General features: G+C 65.1%; 18 protein-coding genes. 5 read left to right on the forward strand and 13 right to left on the reverse strand.

Annotated features, from left to right (window positions below):
• Positions 1 to 9 precede the first annotated feature (9 nt).
• From FIU94_RS09175 to FIU94_RS09185, 3 genes are all read right to left on the reverse strand, one after another.
• Positions 10 to 468, reverse strand: coding sequence for a universal stress protein (locus FIU94_RS09175; RefSeq protein WP_152465519.1), 459 nt, complete (start codon positions 466 to 468; stop codon positions 10 to 12).
• A gap of 68 nt (positions 469 to 536) precedes the next feature.
• On the reverse strand, positions 537 to 1,412 hold the full coding sequence (locus tag FIU94_RS09180; RefSeq protein WP_152465520.1) for a branched-chain amino acid aminotransferase: 876 nt from the start codon (positions 1,410 to 1,412) through the stop codon (positions 537 to 539).
• Between the two features lie 9 nt (positions 1,413 to 1,421).
• Positions 1,422 to 1,658, reverse strand: coding sequence for a hypothetical protein (locus FIU94_RS09185; protein WP_152465521.1), 237 nt, complete (start codon positions 1,656 to 1,658; stop codon positions 1,422 to 1,424).
• 129 nt (positions 1,659 to 1,787) lie between these two features.
• On the opposite strand from FIU94_RS09185, the gene FIU94_RS09190 reads away from it, so the two are divergent.
• Both FIU94_RS09190 and FIU94_RS09195 read left to right on the forward strand, forming a co-directional pair.
• The gene (locus FIU94_RS09190; RefSeq protein WP_152465522.1) at positions 1,788 to 2,501 is read left to right on the forward strand and encodes a M48 family metallopeptidase; all 714 of its coding nucleotides are present in this window, start codon (positions 1,788 to 1,790) and stop codon (positions 2,499 to 2,501) included.
• 17 nt (positions 2,502 to 2,518) lie between these two features.
• Positions 2,519 to 2,893: a YigZ family protein gene (locus tag FIU94_RS09195; protein WP_152466990.1), complete on the forward strand. Its 375-nt coding sequence runs from the start codon at positions 2,519 to 2,521 to the stop codon at positions 2,891 to 2,893.
• Here the strand turns inward: FIU94_RS09195 and FIU94_RS09200 are convergent.
• The 4 genes from FIU94_RS09200 to rimO all read right to left on the reverse strand — a co-directional run bounded on the left by FIU94_RS09200 (position 2,846) and on the right by rimO (position 5,963).
• The gene (locus FIU94_RS09200) at positions 2,846 to 3,475 is read right to left on the reverse strand and encodes a hemolysin III family protein (protein ID WP_152465523.1); all 630 of its coding nucleotides are present in this window, start codon (positions 3,473 to 3,475) and stop codon (positions 2,846 to 2,848) included. The genes FIU94_RS09195 and FIU94_RS09200 overlap by 48 nt on opposite strands.
• Positions 3,476 to 3,543: 68 nt before the next feature.
• On the reverse strand, positions 3,544 to 3,918 hold the full coding sequence (locus FIU94_RS09205) for a thiol-disulfide oxidoreductase DCC family protein (RefSeq protein ID WP_152465524.1): 375 nt from the start codon (positions 3,916 to 3,918) through the stop codon (positions 3,544 to 3,546).
• Between the two features lie 37 nt (positions 3,919 to 3,955).
• Entirely contained in the window at positions 3,956 to 4,312 is a 357-nt protein-coding gene (locus FIU94_RS09210) for a hypothetical protein (RefSeq protein WP_254702495.1), read from the reverse strand.
• Positions 4,313 to 4,586: 274 nt separating this feature from the next.
• A complete protein-coding gene (gene rimO / locus FIU94_RS09215; protein WP_152465525.1) occupies positions 4,587 to 5,963 on the reverse strand; it encodes a 30S ribosomal protein S12 methylthiotransferase RimO in 1,377 nt (458 codons plus the stop codon).
• Positions 5,964 to 6,024: 61 nt separating this feature from the next.
• Here rimO and FIU94_RS09220 point away from each other — a divergent pair, with 61 nt between their 5' ends.
• Together FIU94_RS09220 and trpB are read left to right on the forward strand one after the other, a co-directional pair.
• Complete coding sequence (locus FIU94_RS09220) at positions 6,025 to 7,956, forward strand: AsmA family protein (RefSeq protein WP_152465526.1); 1,932 nt, start codon at positions 6,025 to 6,027, stop codon at positions 7,954 to 7,956.
• A gap of 246 nt (positions 7,957 to 8,202) precedes the next feature.
• The gene (gene trpB / locus FIU94_RS09225) at positions 8,203 to 9,435 is read left to right on the forward strand and encodes a tryptophan synthase subunit beta (RefSeq protein WP_152465527.1); all 1,233 of its coding nucleotides are present in this window, start codon (positions 8,203 to 8,205) and stop codon (positions 9,433 to 9,435) included.
• A gap of 151 nt (positions 9,436 to 9,586) precedes the next feature.
• On the opposite strand, the gene FIU94_RS09230 is transcribed toward trpB, so the two are convergent.
• The 5 genes from FIU94_RS09230 to pth are packed head-to-tail and all read right to left on the reverse strand — an operon-like array spanning position 9,587 to position 13,540.
• Positions 9,587 to 10,174: a DUF4893 domain-containing protein gene (locus tag FIU94_RS09230; protein ID WP_152465528.1), complete on the reverse strand. Its 588-nt coding sequence runs from the start codon at positions 10,172 to 10,174 to the stop codon at positions 9,587 to 9,589.
• A 36-nt stretch (positions 10,175 to 10,210) separates the two neighbouring features.
• A complete protein-coding gene (locus FIU94_RS09235; protein ID WP_152465529.1) occupies positions 10,211 to 10,588 on the reverse strand; it encodes a DUF2237 family protein in 378 nt (125 codons plus the stop codon).
• A gap of 7 nt (positions 10,589 to 10,595) precedes the next feature.
• Positions 10,596 to 11,750 carry a serine hydrolase gene (locus tag FIU94_RS09240; RefSeq protein ID WP_152465530.1) on the reverse strand — a complete coding sequence of 385 codons (1,155 nt, stop codon included), beginning with the start codon at positions 11,748 to 11,750 and terminating at the stop codon, positions 10,596 to 10,598.
• Positions 11,751 to 11,807: 57 nt separating this feature from the next.
• Positions 11,808 to 12,845 carry a DUF2332 domain-containing protein gene (locus tag FIU94_RS09245; RefSeq protein WP_152465531.1) on the reverse strand — a complete coding sequence of 346 codons (1,038 nt, stop codon included), beginning with the start codon at positions 12,843 to 12,845 and terminating at the stop codon, positions 11,808 to 11,810.
• Positions 12,842 to 13,540 (reverse strand): aminoacyl-tRNA hydrolase, encoded by a 699-nt coding sequence (gene pth, locus FIU94_RS09250; RefSeq protein ID WP_152465532.1) that lies wholly within the window; start codon positions 13,538 to 13,540, stop codon positions 12,842 to 12,844. The genes FIU94_RS09245 and pth overlap by 4 nt, the downstream gene beginning before the upstream one ends.
• Positions 13,541 to 13,842: 302 nt before the next feature.
• On the opposite strand from pth, the gene FIU94_RS09255 reads away from it, so the two are divergent.
• Positions 13,843 to 15,063 carry a GNAT family N-acetyltransferase gene (locus FIU94_RS09255; RefSeq protein ID WP_152465533.1) on the forward strand — a complete coding sequence of 407 codons (1,221 nt, stop codon included), beginning with the start codon at positions 13,843 to 13,845 and terminating at the stop codon, positions 15,061 to 15,063.
• Positions 15,064 to 15,146: 83 nt separating this feature from the next.
• Here the strand turns inward: FIU94_RS09255 and FIU94_RS09260 are convergent, their stop codons facing one another.
• Complete coding sequence (locus FIU94_RS09260; protein WP_152465534.1) at positions 15,147 to 15,821, reverse strand: 50S ribosomal protein L25/general stress protein Ctc; 675 nt, start codon at positions 15,819 to 15,821, stop codon at positions 15,147 to 15,149.
• Positions 15,822 to 15,828 lie beyond the last annotated feature (7 nt).

Raw genomic sequence — 15,828 nt, forward strand, 5'->3', positions numbered from 1 at the left:
GGGGGCGGCTCAGCTGATCGCTTCGAGCCGCTCCTTGCTCATGTCGCCGGGTACGATCGTGACCGGCACCGGCAACGACCCGGCCGCACGGGACATCTGTGTGACCAGCGGACCGGGCCCTTTTTTCTTGTCGGCGGAAGCGCCCAGCACCAGAACGCCGATCTCGGGATCCTCCGACACGTAGCCGATGATCTCGTCCGTGGGCTCCCCCTCGCGGATGACCAGTTCGGGGTCCACGTTCTGCTTGTCGCGCATCCATTTGGCGAAGACCTCGAAATGGACCTCGATCCGCTCGCGGGCCTCTTGGCGCATGATATCGCCGACGCCGATCCAGTGATTGAATTCATCCGGCGGGATCACGGCCAGCACGGTGACGCCACCGCCCGTGCGCGCGGCGCGCAATGCCGCGAAACGCATGGCATTCAGGCATTCGGTGCTGTCGTCCAGCACGACGAGGAACTTGCGCATCTGGGTCTCCCTTACCGCCGCGATCATGGCCCCTGTCGCAGGACAGGGCAATCGCAATCTGCACCGGCTTAGCGTTGCGAGGCAGCCCAGTCCCAGTACATCTCCCGGACGCGCCGCGTGACCGGGTTGGCATTGGGGCCGATTTCATAAGCGGTGTCATCGAAGGCGCTGACCGGCGTGACCTTCATCATGTTGCCCGACAGAAACACCTCGTCCGCCGCCTGGAAGTCTTCGAAAGAAAGCACCGTTTCATGCACTTTCATGCCGTCGGCCTTCATGTTGTCCATGTGCCGCGCGCGGGTGATGCCCGCAAGGAAGGTGCCGTTCGGGATCGGGGTGAACACCTCACCGTCCTTGACCATGAAAATATTGGCGGTCGCGGATTCGGCGACATTGCCCATCGCATCCGCCACCAGCGCATTGCCAAAACCCTTTGACCGGGCCTCTGCCAGCATGCGGGCGTTGTTGGGATAAAGGCAGCCCGCCTTTGCGTTGACCACGTTGTCCTCCAGCACCGGACGGCGGAACCGGGTGCGGGTCAAGGTCGTCGCGGCTTCGGGCGGGGCCATCGGAATTTCTTCGAGCGAGACGGCAAAGCCGGTGGCGTTTTCGCGCGGCACGATGCCCAGGTCGTCGCCCTCGATCGCCCAGTACATCGGGCGGATATAGACCGGCTGATCCTTGGCGTAGCTTTCCAGCCCCTCGCGGATCAGTTCGACCATCGCGTCGGTTTCAACGTTGGGCGTGATCATCAGGGCCCGCGCCGAGCGGTTGATGCGCGCGCAATGCCGGTCAAGGTCGGGCGCCAGCCCGTCGAACAGCCGCGCCCCGTCGAATACGGTGGTGCCAAGCCATGCGCCGTGATCGGCCGCCCGCATGATCATGTGATCCCCGTCGTGCCACTGGCCGTTGAAATAGGTCTTGATGTTGGTGCCGGTGGCCATGTCGTCTTCCTAGGTCTTGGGGGCGCTGCGATAGATGCCTTCCGGCAGGTTCAGCGCGGCGGTGAGGTCGCGCAACTGTTCGGGCGACAGGGTGATCTTTGAAATCCGGTCGGTGCGCGGATCCCATTGTTCGAAGGTGATTTCTGAATCGAAGGCCTGGACCGTCACGTCCTCGCGCAGGGGCGCGCTGCCTTCATCCACCAAGGTGATCACACTGGCGTCGAATTCGTGTTCGATGGTAAACATGGCGCGAAACTGATCCTTTCGGCGGTCCATTGCAAGAGGGCGCGTCAAAGTCACGTGATCGGGCTGGCCCCTGCCGTGCGCTGTGTTAGAACGAAAGCGACCCCCTGGCCACCGGAGGACCGATTGCCGATGATCAAGAAGACCGCTCTGCTTTTGGTGGCGCTCGCCGCTCTGTCGGCCTGCGAGGTTGTTCCCGCAACACCGTTGCCCGCTCCGAACGGGCCGGCGCCCACCCCATCCGTGCGGATGAGCAGCGATCAGGCTGCACGCAGTTTCGTCCAGGTGGTCCAGACGGTGGAACCCGTGGCGGAACAGGAATGCCGCGCCCGGACAACGGGCGTGAACTGCGACTTCAACATCGCAGTGGACGACCGGCCCGGACAGCCTGCCAACGCCTTTCAGACGCTGGATAAACAGGGCCGCCCGGTGATCTTCTTTACCCTCGGGCTGATCGCGGACGCGCGTAATGCGGACGAACTTGCCTTTGTTCTCGGCCATGAGGCGGCGCATCACATTGCCGGTCACATCAACCGCCAGCAGCAGAATGCGGTGGCGGGGGCGGTGATCTTTGCCGGGCTGGCGACGCTGAGTGGCGGCAACGCCGAGGCAGTGCAGAACGCGCAGCGGCTGGGGGCCGAGGTAGGCGCGCGGCGCTATTCCAAGGATTTCGAGCTGGAAGCGGATCAGTTGGGCACGATCATCACTGCCCGCGCGGGGTATGACCCGTTGCGCGGGGCCGAATTCTTTACCCGCATTCCCGATCCCGGCGACAAGTTCCTGGGGACGCACCCGCCGAACGCGGCGCGGATCGCGGTTGTCCGGCGGACTGTCGCGGGGCTTTGACCGCCGAGGCGGACAGGCTGTGCAAGCTGGGCGTGGTGCTGACCGACCGCGGGTCGAAATACGCGGTGTCCGGTGCGCCCGTGCGCGACCGGGCCGCGGTGGACGCGGTGCTGAAGGATCTCAAACGGGACAAGGCCTATGCCAAGGCCACCCACAACACCTGGGGTGTGCAGCTGTCGGACGGCGGGCGGCTCAAGGGCGACGATGGCGAGGCCGGGGCCGGCATGGTGATCCTGCGGATGCTGGAGCGGGCGGAACTTGCGGATCACGTGATCGTGGTGACGCGCTGGTATGGCGGCAAGCATCTGGGCGGCGACAGGTTCCGCCACGTGCAGACCTGCGTGTCAGCCTATTTGCAAAGCAATGGCCACGGCGGCAAAGAAACAGGCTGAGGCGCTGAGCACGAAACTGTGCCAGATCGCGATCTGGAACCGGAACTCGGGCTTGGCAAAGACCCAGGCACCGGCAGAGTAGATGATCCCCCCGGTCGCCACCAGAAACAGCGCTGCGGGCGGCAGCACCTGCCACATGGGCCAGAACAGCAGCACCGCCAGCCAGCCCATCACGAGGTAGAGCGCAAGTGACCCGCGCCCGTCGGTGCCCCAGAACCACATCTTGGCCACCGCGCCCACCAGCGCCAGTGCCCAGACGATGCCCAGCACCCCATAGGCGAAACCGCTGCCGATCAGGGCGACAAAGGGCGTATAGGTGCCCGCGATCTTGAAATAGATCGCCGCGTGGTCGATCCGGTTCAGAAGCGGGCGCGTCCGGTCCACCGGCGACAGGTGGTAGATGGCCGAGGCGATGAAGGCAAAAACCATGCACCCCGCGTAGAGCGCCGCCGCCGTGGTCATCCGGCCGGATCCTGCAGCCTCGATCAGCAGCAGGATGGAGGCGGGAATGGCCAGGGCCAGGCCCGCGACATGCACCGCGCCGTCTGCAACTGTTTCCGATCTGGAGTATGGGTATGCCATGACGCTAGGCTAACACGCCTTCATGAACTTTCCATGATGACCTGTCGTCAGCCTGCCTTACAGGATCGTTACCCGCCGCGTGCCTGTCGCCGCAGGTGCATCCGGTAGAGCAGCGGTGCCAGCACCCGGTCATAGAGCCAGCACGCCGCCCCGTGCACACCGGGCAGCAAGAACAGCCGCGCCAGCCAGCGGGTCTGCGGGATGTCGCGCCACAGCACGATGAAGGCAGGCAGGCCCGCATAGGTCTGCCCGTCCTGTCGCACGTGCAGCCGTTTCGCGGCGTCTTCCGCGCTGATACCCCAGTCCGCCAGCCTGTCGGTGTCCGACAGGTCGTCGTAGGCGATGGGCAGCGCGGCCTGTTTGCTCAGCCGGGCGTAATGGTCCACTTCACGGCTGCAGACCGGGCAGGACGCGTTGTAGAGAACCCTGGTATCGTCGCTCATGCTGCCAAGGTAGGGCGGCGGCACACCGCGAACAGCCCTACCGCGGCTTGTTGCTGTCGATCCAGCGCGACATCAGTGTCTTGTCCTGAAAACATTCCGGCGGGACGGTGCCGCGTTTCAGCCGGGCGATGCGCTCGGCAAAGGCGACCTGCTTGGACGACGGGTAGTTGGCGAACTTGCCCGCAGGCGGTGCGGCCTTGTGCGCCTCGATCCAGGCGGAAAGGGCGGCGCGGTCGCGTTCGATCCCCCGGGGCAGGGCATCGCCCGTCTTGGCGGCAAGGATGCGCGCGTAACTCATCTGTTTTTCCGTGGCGGCCAGCGGCTGGCCCAGCGGCAGATCGGGCTGCGCATCCCGGTAGTCGAAAAGGTCTGGCGTGGCATGGTCTAGCGACATCTGAAGTACCTCGCGGTTGCTTGGCTCCATATATGGAACATAAAGAGAACATTGTCAAGTATTCCTTAACGCGGCCTCCTTCGCGTCCTCTACATGTAGGGTGGCGCCGAAAGGTTTCAACTAGATGTGCGCAACGGCGCGCCGGTCGAGCCTGCGCGCAGGGGATGTTCCGGTCCGCGACCGCAGACCGGAACAACAGCTGTCGGAATGAAAGTGGAAACGGCTTGGCCTGTGCCCGTCAGCCGTGTGGTGGGCGGTCCGGAGCCTGCGTCGTTCAGCCCGGGACCACCCGCCCCCAAAGATCGTATTCGCCTGCTTCCTCGACCTCGACCGTGACGATGTCGCCGACGGTCAGATCGGAAAAATCCTCGTCGATGAACAGGTTGCCGTCGATCTCGGGGGCGTCGGCCTTGGTGCGGCAGGTGGCGGCGTCTTCGTCGATCTCGTCGATGATGACGTCCATCCGCTGACTTACCTTGGCGGCGAGCTTGGCTTCGGAAATGGCCTGCGCCTTTGCCATGAAGCGGTCCCAGCGGTCCTGTTTGACCTCTGCCGGGACGTGATCCGGCAGGTCGTTGGACCGTGCGCCCGCGACGTTTTCGTATTGAAAGCAGCCGACGCGGTCGAGCTGCGCCTCGTCCAGCCAGTCCAGCAATGTCTGGAACTCGGATTCGGTCTCGCCGGGGTAGCCGACGATGAAGGTGGAGCGCAGCGTGATGTCCGGGCACTGCGCGCGCCACGCGGCGATTTCGTCGAGCGTTTTCGCCGCCGCCGCGGGCCGCGCCATGCGTTTGAGCACATCCGGATGCGCATGCTGGAACGGAATGTCGAGATAGGGCAGCACCAGACCTTCCGCCATCAGCGGGATCAGGTTGCGCACATGGGGGTAGGGATAGACGTAATGCAGCCGTACCCATGCGCCCAGGCTGCCCAGATCGCGCGCCAGATCGGTAATATGGGCGCGGTGGCCACGGTCCTCGGCGTGCTTGATGTCGACGCCGTAAGCGGAGGTGTCCTGGCTGATGACCAGCAGTTCCTTCACACCGTTCTCCACCAGCTTCTCCGCCTCGCGCAGCACCGCATGGGCGGGGCGGGATTGCAGCCGCCCCCGCATGTCGGGGATGATGCAGAATTTGCACTTGTGGTTACAGCCCTCGGAAATCTTGAGGTAGCTATAGTGGCGCGGCGTCAGCGAGACCTGCTGCGCGGGCAGCAGATCGACAAAGGGATCGGGCGCGGGCGGGACGGCGGCATGGACCGCGTCCAGCACCTGTTCGTACTGATGCGGGCCTGTCACCGCCAGGATGCGGGGGTGGTGTTCGCGGATATACTCCGGCTCTGCCCCCAGGCAGCCGGTCACGATCACGCGCCCGTTCTCTGCCAGCGCCTCGCCGATGGCCTCCAGGCTTTCCGCCTTGGCCGAATCGAGGAACCCGCAGGTGTTCACGATCACCGCATCGGCCCCGGCATAATCGGGCGAAACGCCGTATCCCTCGGCTCGGAGCCGGGTGAGGATGCGTTCGGAATCCACCAGTGCCTTGGGACAGCCGAGGCTGACCATGCCGATGGAGGGTTGGCCGGGGCGGTCGGGCGCGTCAAGGCGGGCGCGGGGCGCGAGATCGGGGCGAAGATCTGGTGGGTTTGTGCTCATGTTCTGCGCTATAGATGATGCAAAGGGGCTGGGAAAGCCTCATGGCTTGAGGAGTGCGGTCATGAAATGGGTTTTGCGGATCATCGGCGCCTTGGTGCTGATCGTGGTTCTGGCGGTCGTGGGGGTGCTGTTGCTGCCCGCCGACCGGATCGCGGGGATTGCGGCGGATCAGCTGCGCAAGGTGACGGGGCGCGATGTGACCATCAGCGGCGGGGTGTCGATGACGTTCTGGCCGGTGCTTGGGGTCAAGGCCGAAGAGCTTGAGGTCGGGAACGCGGACTGGGCCAAGGAAGGCGCCATGCTGAGCACCACGAACGCTGCGATCGGTGTGGATGCCATGGCCCTGTTGCGGGGCGAGATCAGGATCACCAACATCGAGGCCGAAAGCCCAACCATCCGGCTGGAAAGCCGCGCGGACGGACGCGCCAGCTGGCAGTTCACCGACGCCAGTGGCGACGCGCAGATCGAAACCGAGACGACGCCAGCGCGCGCGGCGCGGCCCGTCACCATCGAAAAGCTGACCATCACCGATGCGACGCTGATCTATGACGCGGAAGGGTCCGACCTTGTGTCCTATTCCGGGGTGGACCTGTCACTGGACTGGCCCGAAAGCAACGGGCCGGCCGATCTGCGCGCGGTGCTGCGTCCGGCAGGGGCGGCAGTGACCGTGGCGGCCCGTATCGGGGCGTTTTCAAAGTTCCTGACCGGCGAGGTGCAGCCTGTCGACGCCACGCTTACGGCTGACACGGGTAAGATCAGCCTGAACGGGCGGGCGGCGCTGAACGGGGCGGTTGCGGGCAGGGTTGCATTGGACGCGCCGGACACGGGCGCTTTCCTTGCGGCGCTGGGCCAGCCGGGCGTGACGCTGCCGCGCGGCCTGGGGCAGCGTCTGGCCGTCACGACGGAGCTGACCTTGACACCGGACCGCCAGCTTTCCCTGCGCGACCTCGTCGCGGATCTGGGCGGCAACAGCCTGCGCGGTGCGGCAGATGTGGGATTGAACGGCACACCGCAGGTGAATGCGCAGCTGACGGCCGGGGCGCTGGACCTGTCGGGGCTGACCGGCGGCGGGGACAAGAGCGGCACGGGCGGGGCGGACGCACCCGTTGGCGCGGGCTGGCCGACGGCCCCGATCGACGCCTCCGGCCTTGCCGCCTTCAACGGCGACATCGCACTGAGCGCGGACAGCATCGACCTGGGCGCGCTGAAACTGGGGGCCTCGCGGACGTTGCTCAGCAACGACCGGTCGCGCATGGTTTTCGAGATGCGGGACGTGTCTGGTTACGGCGGGCGGCTGACCGGGCAGTTCGTGATGAACAACCGCTCCGGCCTGTCCGTGGGCGGGTCGGTTCAGGCCCAGGGCGTGCAGATGAAACCGCTGCTGACCGATCTTGCGGACATTACCCGCTTTAGCGGGCAGGGCGATGCCGAGGTGTCTTTCCTGGGGGTGGGGCAGAGCGTGGATGCGATCATGCGGTCCCTGTCGGGCAAGGGCGCGGTGAAAGTCGGACGCGGCACGATCGAGGGGATCGACCTGGATGCGCTGCTGGGGTCTTTCGATGTGCAGGGCGGCACCACGGTGTTCGATTCGCTGGGGGCGAATTTCACTATGGACGCGGGCGTGCTGCGCAATGACGACCTGTTGCTGCTGTTGCCGAACTTCAACGCGACCGGGGCGGGGCAGGTGAACCTCGGCGCGCAGACGGTGGATTACACCGTGACCCCCAAGGCGCTGCGGGTGAACGGCGACCGGGGACTGGCGGTGCCGGTGCGGATCAGCGGGCCCTGGGCGGACCCGTCCATCCGGCCTGACCTGAAGGCCGCGGTCGATCTGAATTTTGCCGAAGAGAAGGCGAAGATCGAGGATCAGGTGAAACAGAAACTGGCGGAAGAGCTGGACCTGAACCCGCAGGACGGCCAATCCATCGAGGACGCGGTGAAGGACAAGGTTGAGGACAGGCTGAAACAGAGGTTGCTGAAGATCCTGCAATAGCGGTTTTGGCGGCCCCGGCAGGCTGCTGAAAAACAAGTCTGTGTGCAGTTATCTTGGCCGCAACCGGGAAATCGTTCTTCGATGCGCCCGCCACACCCCTTGGCGCGGCCCTCTCCGATCCGAACAACCGCCTGTGCCGGAACAATCTCCTTGTGGGGAAATGCCCAGGACTTTTGCAAAAGTCTTGGGGTTCCGCCTGCTGCGCCGCTGCGCTACATCTGCTGCGCGCAGACGCAGGAGCATCCCATGGCAAACGACCTATTCAACAGCTTCATGACCGGCCCGGACGAGAAGGGCCGTTTCGGCGATTTCGGCGGGCGGTTCGTGTCCGAGACGCTGATGCCGCTGATCCTCGAACTGGAAGAGCAATACGAGATCGCCAAGACCGATGAGAGCTTCTGGGCCGAGATGGATTTCCTGTGGAAGCATTACGTGGGCCGCCCGAGCCCGCTGTATTTCGCGGAGCGGCTGACCGAGGAATTGGGCGGCGCCAAGGTCTACATGAAGCGCGACGAGTTGAATCATACCGGCGCGCACAAGATCAACAACGTTTTGGGCCAGATCATCCTGGCCCGCCGCATGGGCAAGAAGCGGATCATCGCGGAGACCGGCGCGGGCCAGCACGGCGTGGCGACCGCGACCGTCTGCGCCAAGTTCGGGCTGAAATGCGTGGTCTACATGGGTGCCCACGACGTGGAGCGTCAGGCCCCCAACGTGTTCCGCATGAAGCTGCTGGGAGCGGAAGTGGTCCCGGTCACAAGCGGGCGCGGCACGCTGAAGGATGCGATGAACGATGCGCTGCGCGACTGGGTTACGAATGTCCGCGATACCTTCTATTGCATCGGCACCGTTGCCGGACCCCACCCCTACCCGGCGATGGTGCGCGATTTCCAGGCCATCATCGGCAAGGAGGTGCGCGAGCAGATGACCGAGGCCGAGGGGCGCGTCCCCGATACGGTCATTGCGGCCATCGGTGGCGGCTCGAATGCGATGGGGCTGTTCTATCCCTTCCTGGACGACAAGGAGGTCGCGATCATCGGTGTCGAGGCCGGCGGCAAGGGCGTCAACGAGAAGATGGAGCATTGCGCCTCGCTCACCGGGGGGCGGCCCGGGGTGCTGCACGGCAACCGGACCTATCTGCTGCAGGACGAAGACGGGCAGATCCTGGAGGGTTTCAGCATCTCTGCAGGGCTCGACTATCCCGGCATCGGGCCGGAACATGCCTGGCTGCATGACATCGGGCGCGCGCAGTACGTTTCGATCACCGACAAGGAGGCGCTGGCCGCTTTCCAGAAGTGCTGTGCGCTGGAGGGGATTATCCCGGCGCTGGAGCCGAGCCACGCGCTGGCCCATGTGATGAAGATCGCGCCGGAGCTGCCGAAGGATCACATCATCTGCATGAATATGTGTGGCCGCGGCGACAAGGACATCTTTACCGTCGCCAAGGCGCTGGGCTTCGAGATGGGCGACTTCGCCTGAGGCGAAGCTTCCGGGGGCTCTGCCCCCGGACCCCCGGAGGTATTTGGGGCATAAAGAAGATTATTGCGGTTCCGGTTTATGTCCAGGCGCCGATGCCCTGACCCGTCTTCGGCGCTCCGGGGGCAACGGCGATGGTTTGTGCGGGAACGGTTTATCGGGTCAGTTCGAGGATGTCGAAGTCGCTTTCCACGGCGGGAGCGGGGAACATCAGCCGTGCGCGGGTAGGGCTGACGCGTTCGAACACCGCGACATCCGTCTGGACGCGCCCGTCCGAGGTGAAATCTGCGGGCAGGTCGGCGTAGGCGGCGGGGTCCTCTTCCGAGACGTAGCCGACGCCGACATAGACCGCGCGGCCCTCGCGGAATGTGATCGTGCCGCGTGTCAGTTGTGAACCCGTCAGCTTCTCGAAGGCGAAGCTGCCATCCGCACGGAGGCTGAAGCGGCATTTGAAATCGGTGTAGACCACAAGCGCGCTGATGCCGCCCAGTTTCATCGTTCTGCAGGACCAGTCGCCGGACAGGGTTTCGTCAAAGGCCACCTGTGGCGTGCCCGAGAGTGCGGTGGCGAGGGCGGCCACATCGCCGGGCGCGCCACCGGCAAGGGCCTGCAGGATGGCGCGTCCGGCAGAGGCGTCGAACCGATCCAGCCGGGCGGCATCGGTCGGGCGCAGATCGACCTGGGCGGCGGCGGGTGCGGCCCAGATCAGCAGGGCAAGGGTGGTCAAGAGCGGTCGTATCATCGGGACGCTTTCAGGCGAGGCGGGAACGGGGTGGGGTCAATCGGCTTCGGCGGCGTGGGCGCGCAGGACGTTCAGCGGGACGATGTCCAGCGCCCGGCGATGGGTCGCGGCCAGGTGGACGCGGGGCGCGCACCCCTCATCGGCGGCCTGCAGGAAGCGGCTGGCGCAGAGGCACCAGGGATCGCCGGGTTGCAGTCCGGCAAATCCGTACTCGGGGCGCGGCGTGCTCAGGTCGTTTCCGACGTATTTGGAGTAGGCGAGGAATTCGGCGGTCATTATGGCGCAGACCGTATGACTGCCCTGGTCGGCGGCGCAGGTGTTGCAATGGCCGTCGCGGAAGAAGCCGGTCACCGGATCGGTGCCGCAGACCGCGAGCGGACCGCCTGTCACGTTGATGCTGTCTTCGGGGTCCATGGGCACCTCAGAGGTCGCGGGCGATGGCGCGGAACATGTCCACGTTTTGCTGGTTTGCACCGGGTTCCCGGAACTGGCGGTCGGCGGCGGTGGTGACGATCACGACCTGTCGGGCGGTGTCGATGTAGATGTATTGTCCGTAGATGCCGCGCGCCATGTATTCGCCGTCGGCCGATCCTTCCGGGATCCACCATTGGTAGCCGTAGCCTGCCCCCTCCGGTGCACTCGGTTCGGTCGAGGCGTCGACCCAGTCGGCGGGCACCACCTGCCGGCCCTGCCATTCCCCGCGCTGTGCGTACATCTGGCCAAAGCGGGCATAGTCCCGCGTGGTCATGTTGAGGCCCCCCAGTACGAAGGCGGTGCCGACCCCGTCCGTCACATAGTAGGGGGCGTACTCCAGCCCGAGCGGCTGGATGATATGGGTGCTCAGCAGTTCGGCCACCGGTTTGCCCGCCGCGCCGCGCACCACCATGCCGACAACATGGGTGTCGATGGAGACGTATTTCCAGGTTTCCCCCGGCGCCGCGAAGGTTTCGGTCAGGTGGGCGGCGAAATCGTCCATCCGCCCACCCAGGGCCAGCACCCTGCCCATGCGGTTGATGTCTGAGTTGAAGTCCAGGTAATCCTCATCGAAGGTCACGCCGCTTGCCATGTTGAGCACCTGGCGCAGGCTGGCCCCGTCGTAGGCGCCGCCGCGCAGCAGGGGGGCATATTTCGTCACCGGATCGTCGATGGATTCGATGGTGCCATTGTCCAGCAGCACCCCGACCAGCGCCGAAAGGTAGCTTTTGGCCACCGACCAGCTGATGCGCCGATCGTCCGCCGAGGTGCCCTGATGGTAGCTTTCGTGCACGATCTCGCCGTCATTCAGCACCAGCAGCGACGTCAGGCTGCGCTCTGCCACCCAGGCGTCGGTGCCGGGGGGCAGGGCGGCGTCGGGGCCATAGCTCAGCGGGCTGGTCGGCCCGTTCCCGCGCGAGACTTCGGTGGTCAGAAACGCCTGATCCATGTGGCTGAAATTGTCGACGATCTTTTCTTCGGAAAAGAGCGAGTTCACGGCCATTAGCCGGGTGATCTCCTCGCGTTTCCACAGGCCGACAGCCACTGCGACCACCACAAGCAGCAGCAGGGCGCCGAAGGTCCATTTCAGAAATCTGCGCATGTCTCGGGTCTCTTTGCTTTGGGGCATCCAATCACAACGGGTCGCGCGGCGCCAGTGTCAGCCGTGGGTCCATTCGATCCAGCGGCCATGAAAATCGGCGCGTCCGAGGTTCAGCGTGATGTCACCAGGCCAGAGCCGCAGGATCAGCGCGGCCCCGATCTTGCCGCTGGTGTCGCCGTCGCTTTCCATCGACAGCCAGGCCAGCGGGCGGTTTGCCGTGGCGCGGGCACCTGCGGCCTCGATCATGGCGCGCCCCCGGTCGCGGACGGGTTTGGGAAAATACTGCCAGGCGACGGTATGCTGGATCATGTGCAGGCGGCCCTGCGGGGCGCTTGGCAGGCGTCGTGCCAGCCAGTCGATCGCGTCGCCCTTGACCACCGGGGTTGTCGCAACGGACGCCGCGGCGCGTGTCAGGACCAGACGTTGTGGCTGATCGGCCCAGAGATAGGCGGTGAGGCGCAGGAGGTCTTTGCTGCGGCCGGGGTCCAGCGGGTTCAGATCGACGCCCGCGCGGGACGCGACACGGGGCCGGGCAGCGGGGGGCAGCGGCCCCGTCCAGTCCGGGCTGAGGGTCAGCACCGGCGTCTGCGCGCCAAAGCGTGTGCCGTGGATTTCCAGCGCGAAGTGATCCCACATCAGGTTCAGACCGCCGCTGGCGCCCAGTTCGCTGAGATGAATGGGCAGGTCGAAATGCTGCAGCGCCACATGGGCGCCCGCGATCAGGGCGGCGGAGCGGCGGACCTCGTTGGTCTGCGGCGCGCTGTCGGTCCAGCGCAGCAGGAAGGTTTCATGCCGGGACAATGCAGCCAACACCGCGTCGCGCAGCGCCGCGTCGCTGGCGGCATGGGGCGGATAGACTGCGGCCAGATCCGGGGCGGCGCGGTTCAGGACCAGCGCATGCAGACCGCCCGCGAGGCGCAGGGGCAGCGAATGGCCTGCCGGTCCGATGTCGCCCTCGAAACCCGCGAACTTGCGGGCCAATGCGCTGTCCGCGGGCCAGTTTTCCGCCAGGACGGTCAGCAGTTTCCCCATGAAGGGGGAGCCCATGCGGACGCAGGTATCCGCCTGATGTTCAAACGCGTCCCGCAGGTTCACCTGAAGCGTTCCATCAGTTTTTGCAGCGGCGTTTTCTGCGCTGTCTGCGGCTCATCCGCCGGGGCGGGCGCGGGCGCAGGCGCGGGTTTGGCGGCCTTCGGACCCTTGCTGCCGGTGCCGGAGCGCGCGGGGCTGACCCGCATCGCCACGGTGTTCAGGAACTTTGCCGTGTCCCAGGCGGCCAGCTCCGCTGCGCCATCGCTGATCCCGCGCAGGACATCGTCGAGCCAATCCTCATCCGCCTTGGGGAAATCGCGCAGCACATAGCCCGGCACCGCGTCCTTGTGGCCCGGATGACCGACTCCGAGCCGGACGCGGTGGTACTCCGGTCCGATGTGCTGATGCAGTGACCGCAGCCCGTTGTGGCCCGCGTGACCGCCGCCGGACTTGCATTTGACCTTGCCGGGGGCGAGGTCGATTTCATCATGCAGAACAATGACATCCTGCGGTTCGATCTTGTAGAACTTGGCCGCCGCCTGCACCGACTGGCCCGAGTTGTTCATGAAGGTCTCGGGCTTGAGCAGCACCGCGCGCAGGCTGCCGAAGCGGCCTTCGCTGATGGCGCCCTGATGCTTGCCCTTCCAGGCGGGAAAGCCGTGGTCGGCGGCGATCCGGTCCAGCGCCATGAAGCCGATGTTGTGACGGTTCCGGGCGTATTTGGCACCGGGATTGCCGAGGCCGACGATGAGTTTCATGCGCATCTCCTGAAGGATTTCTGCGCATCCTAGCAAAGGCTGTGGGGGAACGGAACAAGGGCGGGGCCGGTCAGCGGCTGAGGAGGACCCGATCCGCCGTTATGCGGCCTGAACCGGAACCTGAGTTCTCGGCCCTGCGATAATCTGTTTTAATATCAGGTTTGTAGAAAAGTCGTGCCTTCGCCTGTCGGAGCAATCCGCGCAAGTTTTCCTTTTTCCCCGCCCATTGTTGCCAGATTCATGGGCTATTCCGATCTGCGGATCGCCGCACCCCGCAGACAGCCGATGGAACAGGAAGCACGATGAAACACGATGTCGTCACGACCGGAAACGCCGCCGGCGCGGACCTTGCGGTCGAGGTGGTCGATACCCAGCCTGGGTTTGCCGCGCTGAAAGACGCCTGGCAGGCGTTGGAGGCGCGCGACCCGGAAGGCACGGTCTTTCTGTCCTGGGCGTGGCTGAACCAGGCCTTCGCCGACCAGCTCTACCGCTGGAGCGTGTTGGTGGTCCGCGACGGCGGCGGCGACGTCATCTGCCTGGTCCCCTTGAAATACCGCGTCCATTGGGGCGGTAGCAGACAGGAGTTCCAGACCCAGTTGCAGGCGGGGGGGCGTCTGCTGTGGAGCGAATACACCGGGTTTCTCTGCGCGCCGGGACGAGAGCGTGCCGGGTTGGAGGCCGCGGCCCACCACCTTGCGACGATGCCCTGGATCACACTCTCGATGCGCTATGTCGCGCAACAGGGGCGCTGCCGCATCTTTACCGATGCGCTGGAACAGGCGGGCATCGCGGTGCGCTACCAGCCCTACATGATCAACCGGGGCGAGACCGACAACCTGAAATGCCCGCAGGTGACGTTGCCAGATGACTTTGACGCCTATCTCGCGGCCTCCGTCAGCCGCAACAAGCGTCAGCAATACAACCGGTTCCGCCGAAAGCATCTGGATACCGGCGATTACCGCATCACCCATGCCACTGAAGAGACGCTAGAGGCGGACCTGGACACGCTGATGCGCTTCTGGGCCGACACATGGGGCGATAAGAAGGGCCGCCAGACCGAAGGGATCGTGGCGCAATACCGCAGGATGCTGACAGCCGCGGCGCACATCGACAGCCTGTTCCTGCCGGTGCTGTGGCAGGGGGACAGACCGCTGGGCGCACTGGGCCATGTGGTCGACCGCCGACGTGGTGCGGTGCATTTCATCATGGTGGGCCGCGACCAGACGGCAGAAGAGCCGTTTGTCGGGGCTGCGCTGCATTATCACGCCATCGCATGGGCCATCGACCAGGGGTTCGGCTGCTATGATTTCAGCCACGGCAACGAGGCTTACAAATACAGCTACGGAGCAAAAGACATCGACGTGCTGTTCTTCAAGGCGCGCCGCCGGGAGCTGACAGAGGACAACGTCTTCGATTCCCTCTGCCTCGGGGCCGCTTTGACGCGGTTGCAGGGGTTCATCGAAGAAGGCCGGACAGAGCGCGCCGCGCGGGCCTGCGCCCAGCTGGCCCGGACCATGTCCTGACCGGCGGCAGGCCGGACTTTGACCCCCCAAACGCAAACGGGGCCGCCCAAGACGACCCCGCTGCATAATCGAAAGGAAAGCGATTATTCTTCGCTGTCCTGCTCGCCGTCCGGCGGGCCCATTTCGGATGTCGGCACTTCGTCTGCTGCCACATCCTCGTCTTCGTCCTCGTCGTCCTGCGATGCCAGGCCGGAGGGCGCGGAGACCTGCGCGATCACGAAGTCGCGGTCGATCACGGGCTTGGCGCCTGCGGGCAGCTTGACGTTCGAGATTGTCGCGCTGTCGCCGATTTCGAGGCCGGATACATCCACGGTGATGCTTTCGGGGATGTCGGCGGCTGTCACGACCAGTTCAACCTCGGGCCGGACCAGGGTCAGCACGCCACCGTTCTTGATGCCGGGGGATTCATCCTCGCCCGAGACTTCGACACCGATGAACAGGTTGATCTTCGTGGTCCGCTTGAGCCGCAGGAAGTCGACGTGTGTCGGCAGGTCCTTGACCACGTGGCGCTGAACGTCGCGGCAGATGACGCGCACGTCGTCGTGGCCCTCGACCTTCATGTTGAACAGGGTCGCCTTGAAGCGGCCCTTGCGCAGCATGGTCAGCAGTTTGTTGAACGGGATGTTGATGGGAAGCGGGTCTGCGTCGCCTCCGAAAACGATCCCCGGTACCATGCCGTCACGGCGTGCCTGACGAGCGGCGCCCTTGCCTGTCCCCGTCCGTACCTGGGCTTCAAGATCTGGAATCTCTCCGGCCATTTTAATC

It is taken from the genome of Sulfitobacter sp. THAF37, from assembly GCF_009363555.1.
Classification (GTDB): Bacteria; Pseudomonadota; Alphaproteobacteria; order Rhodobacterales; family Rhodobacteraceae; genus Sulfitobacter.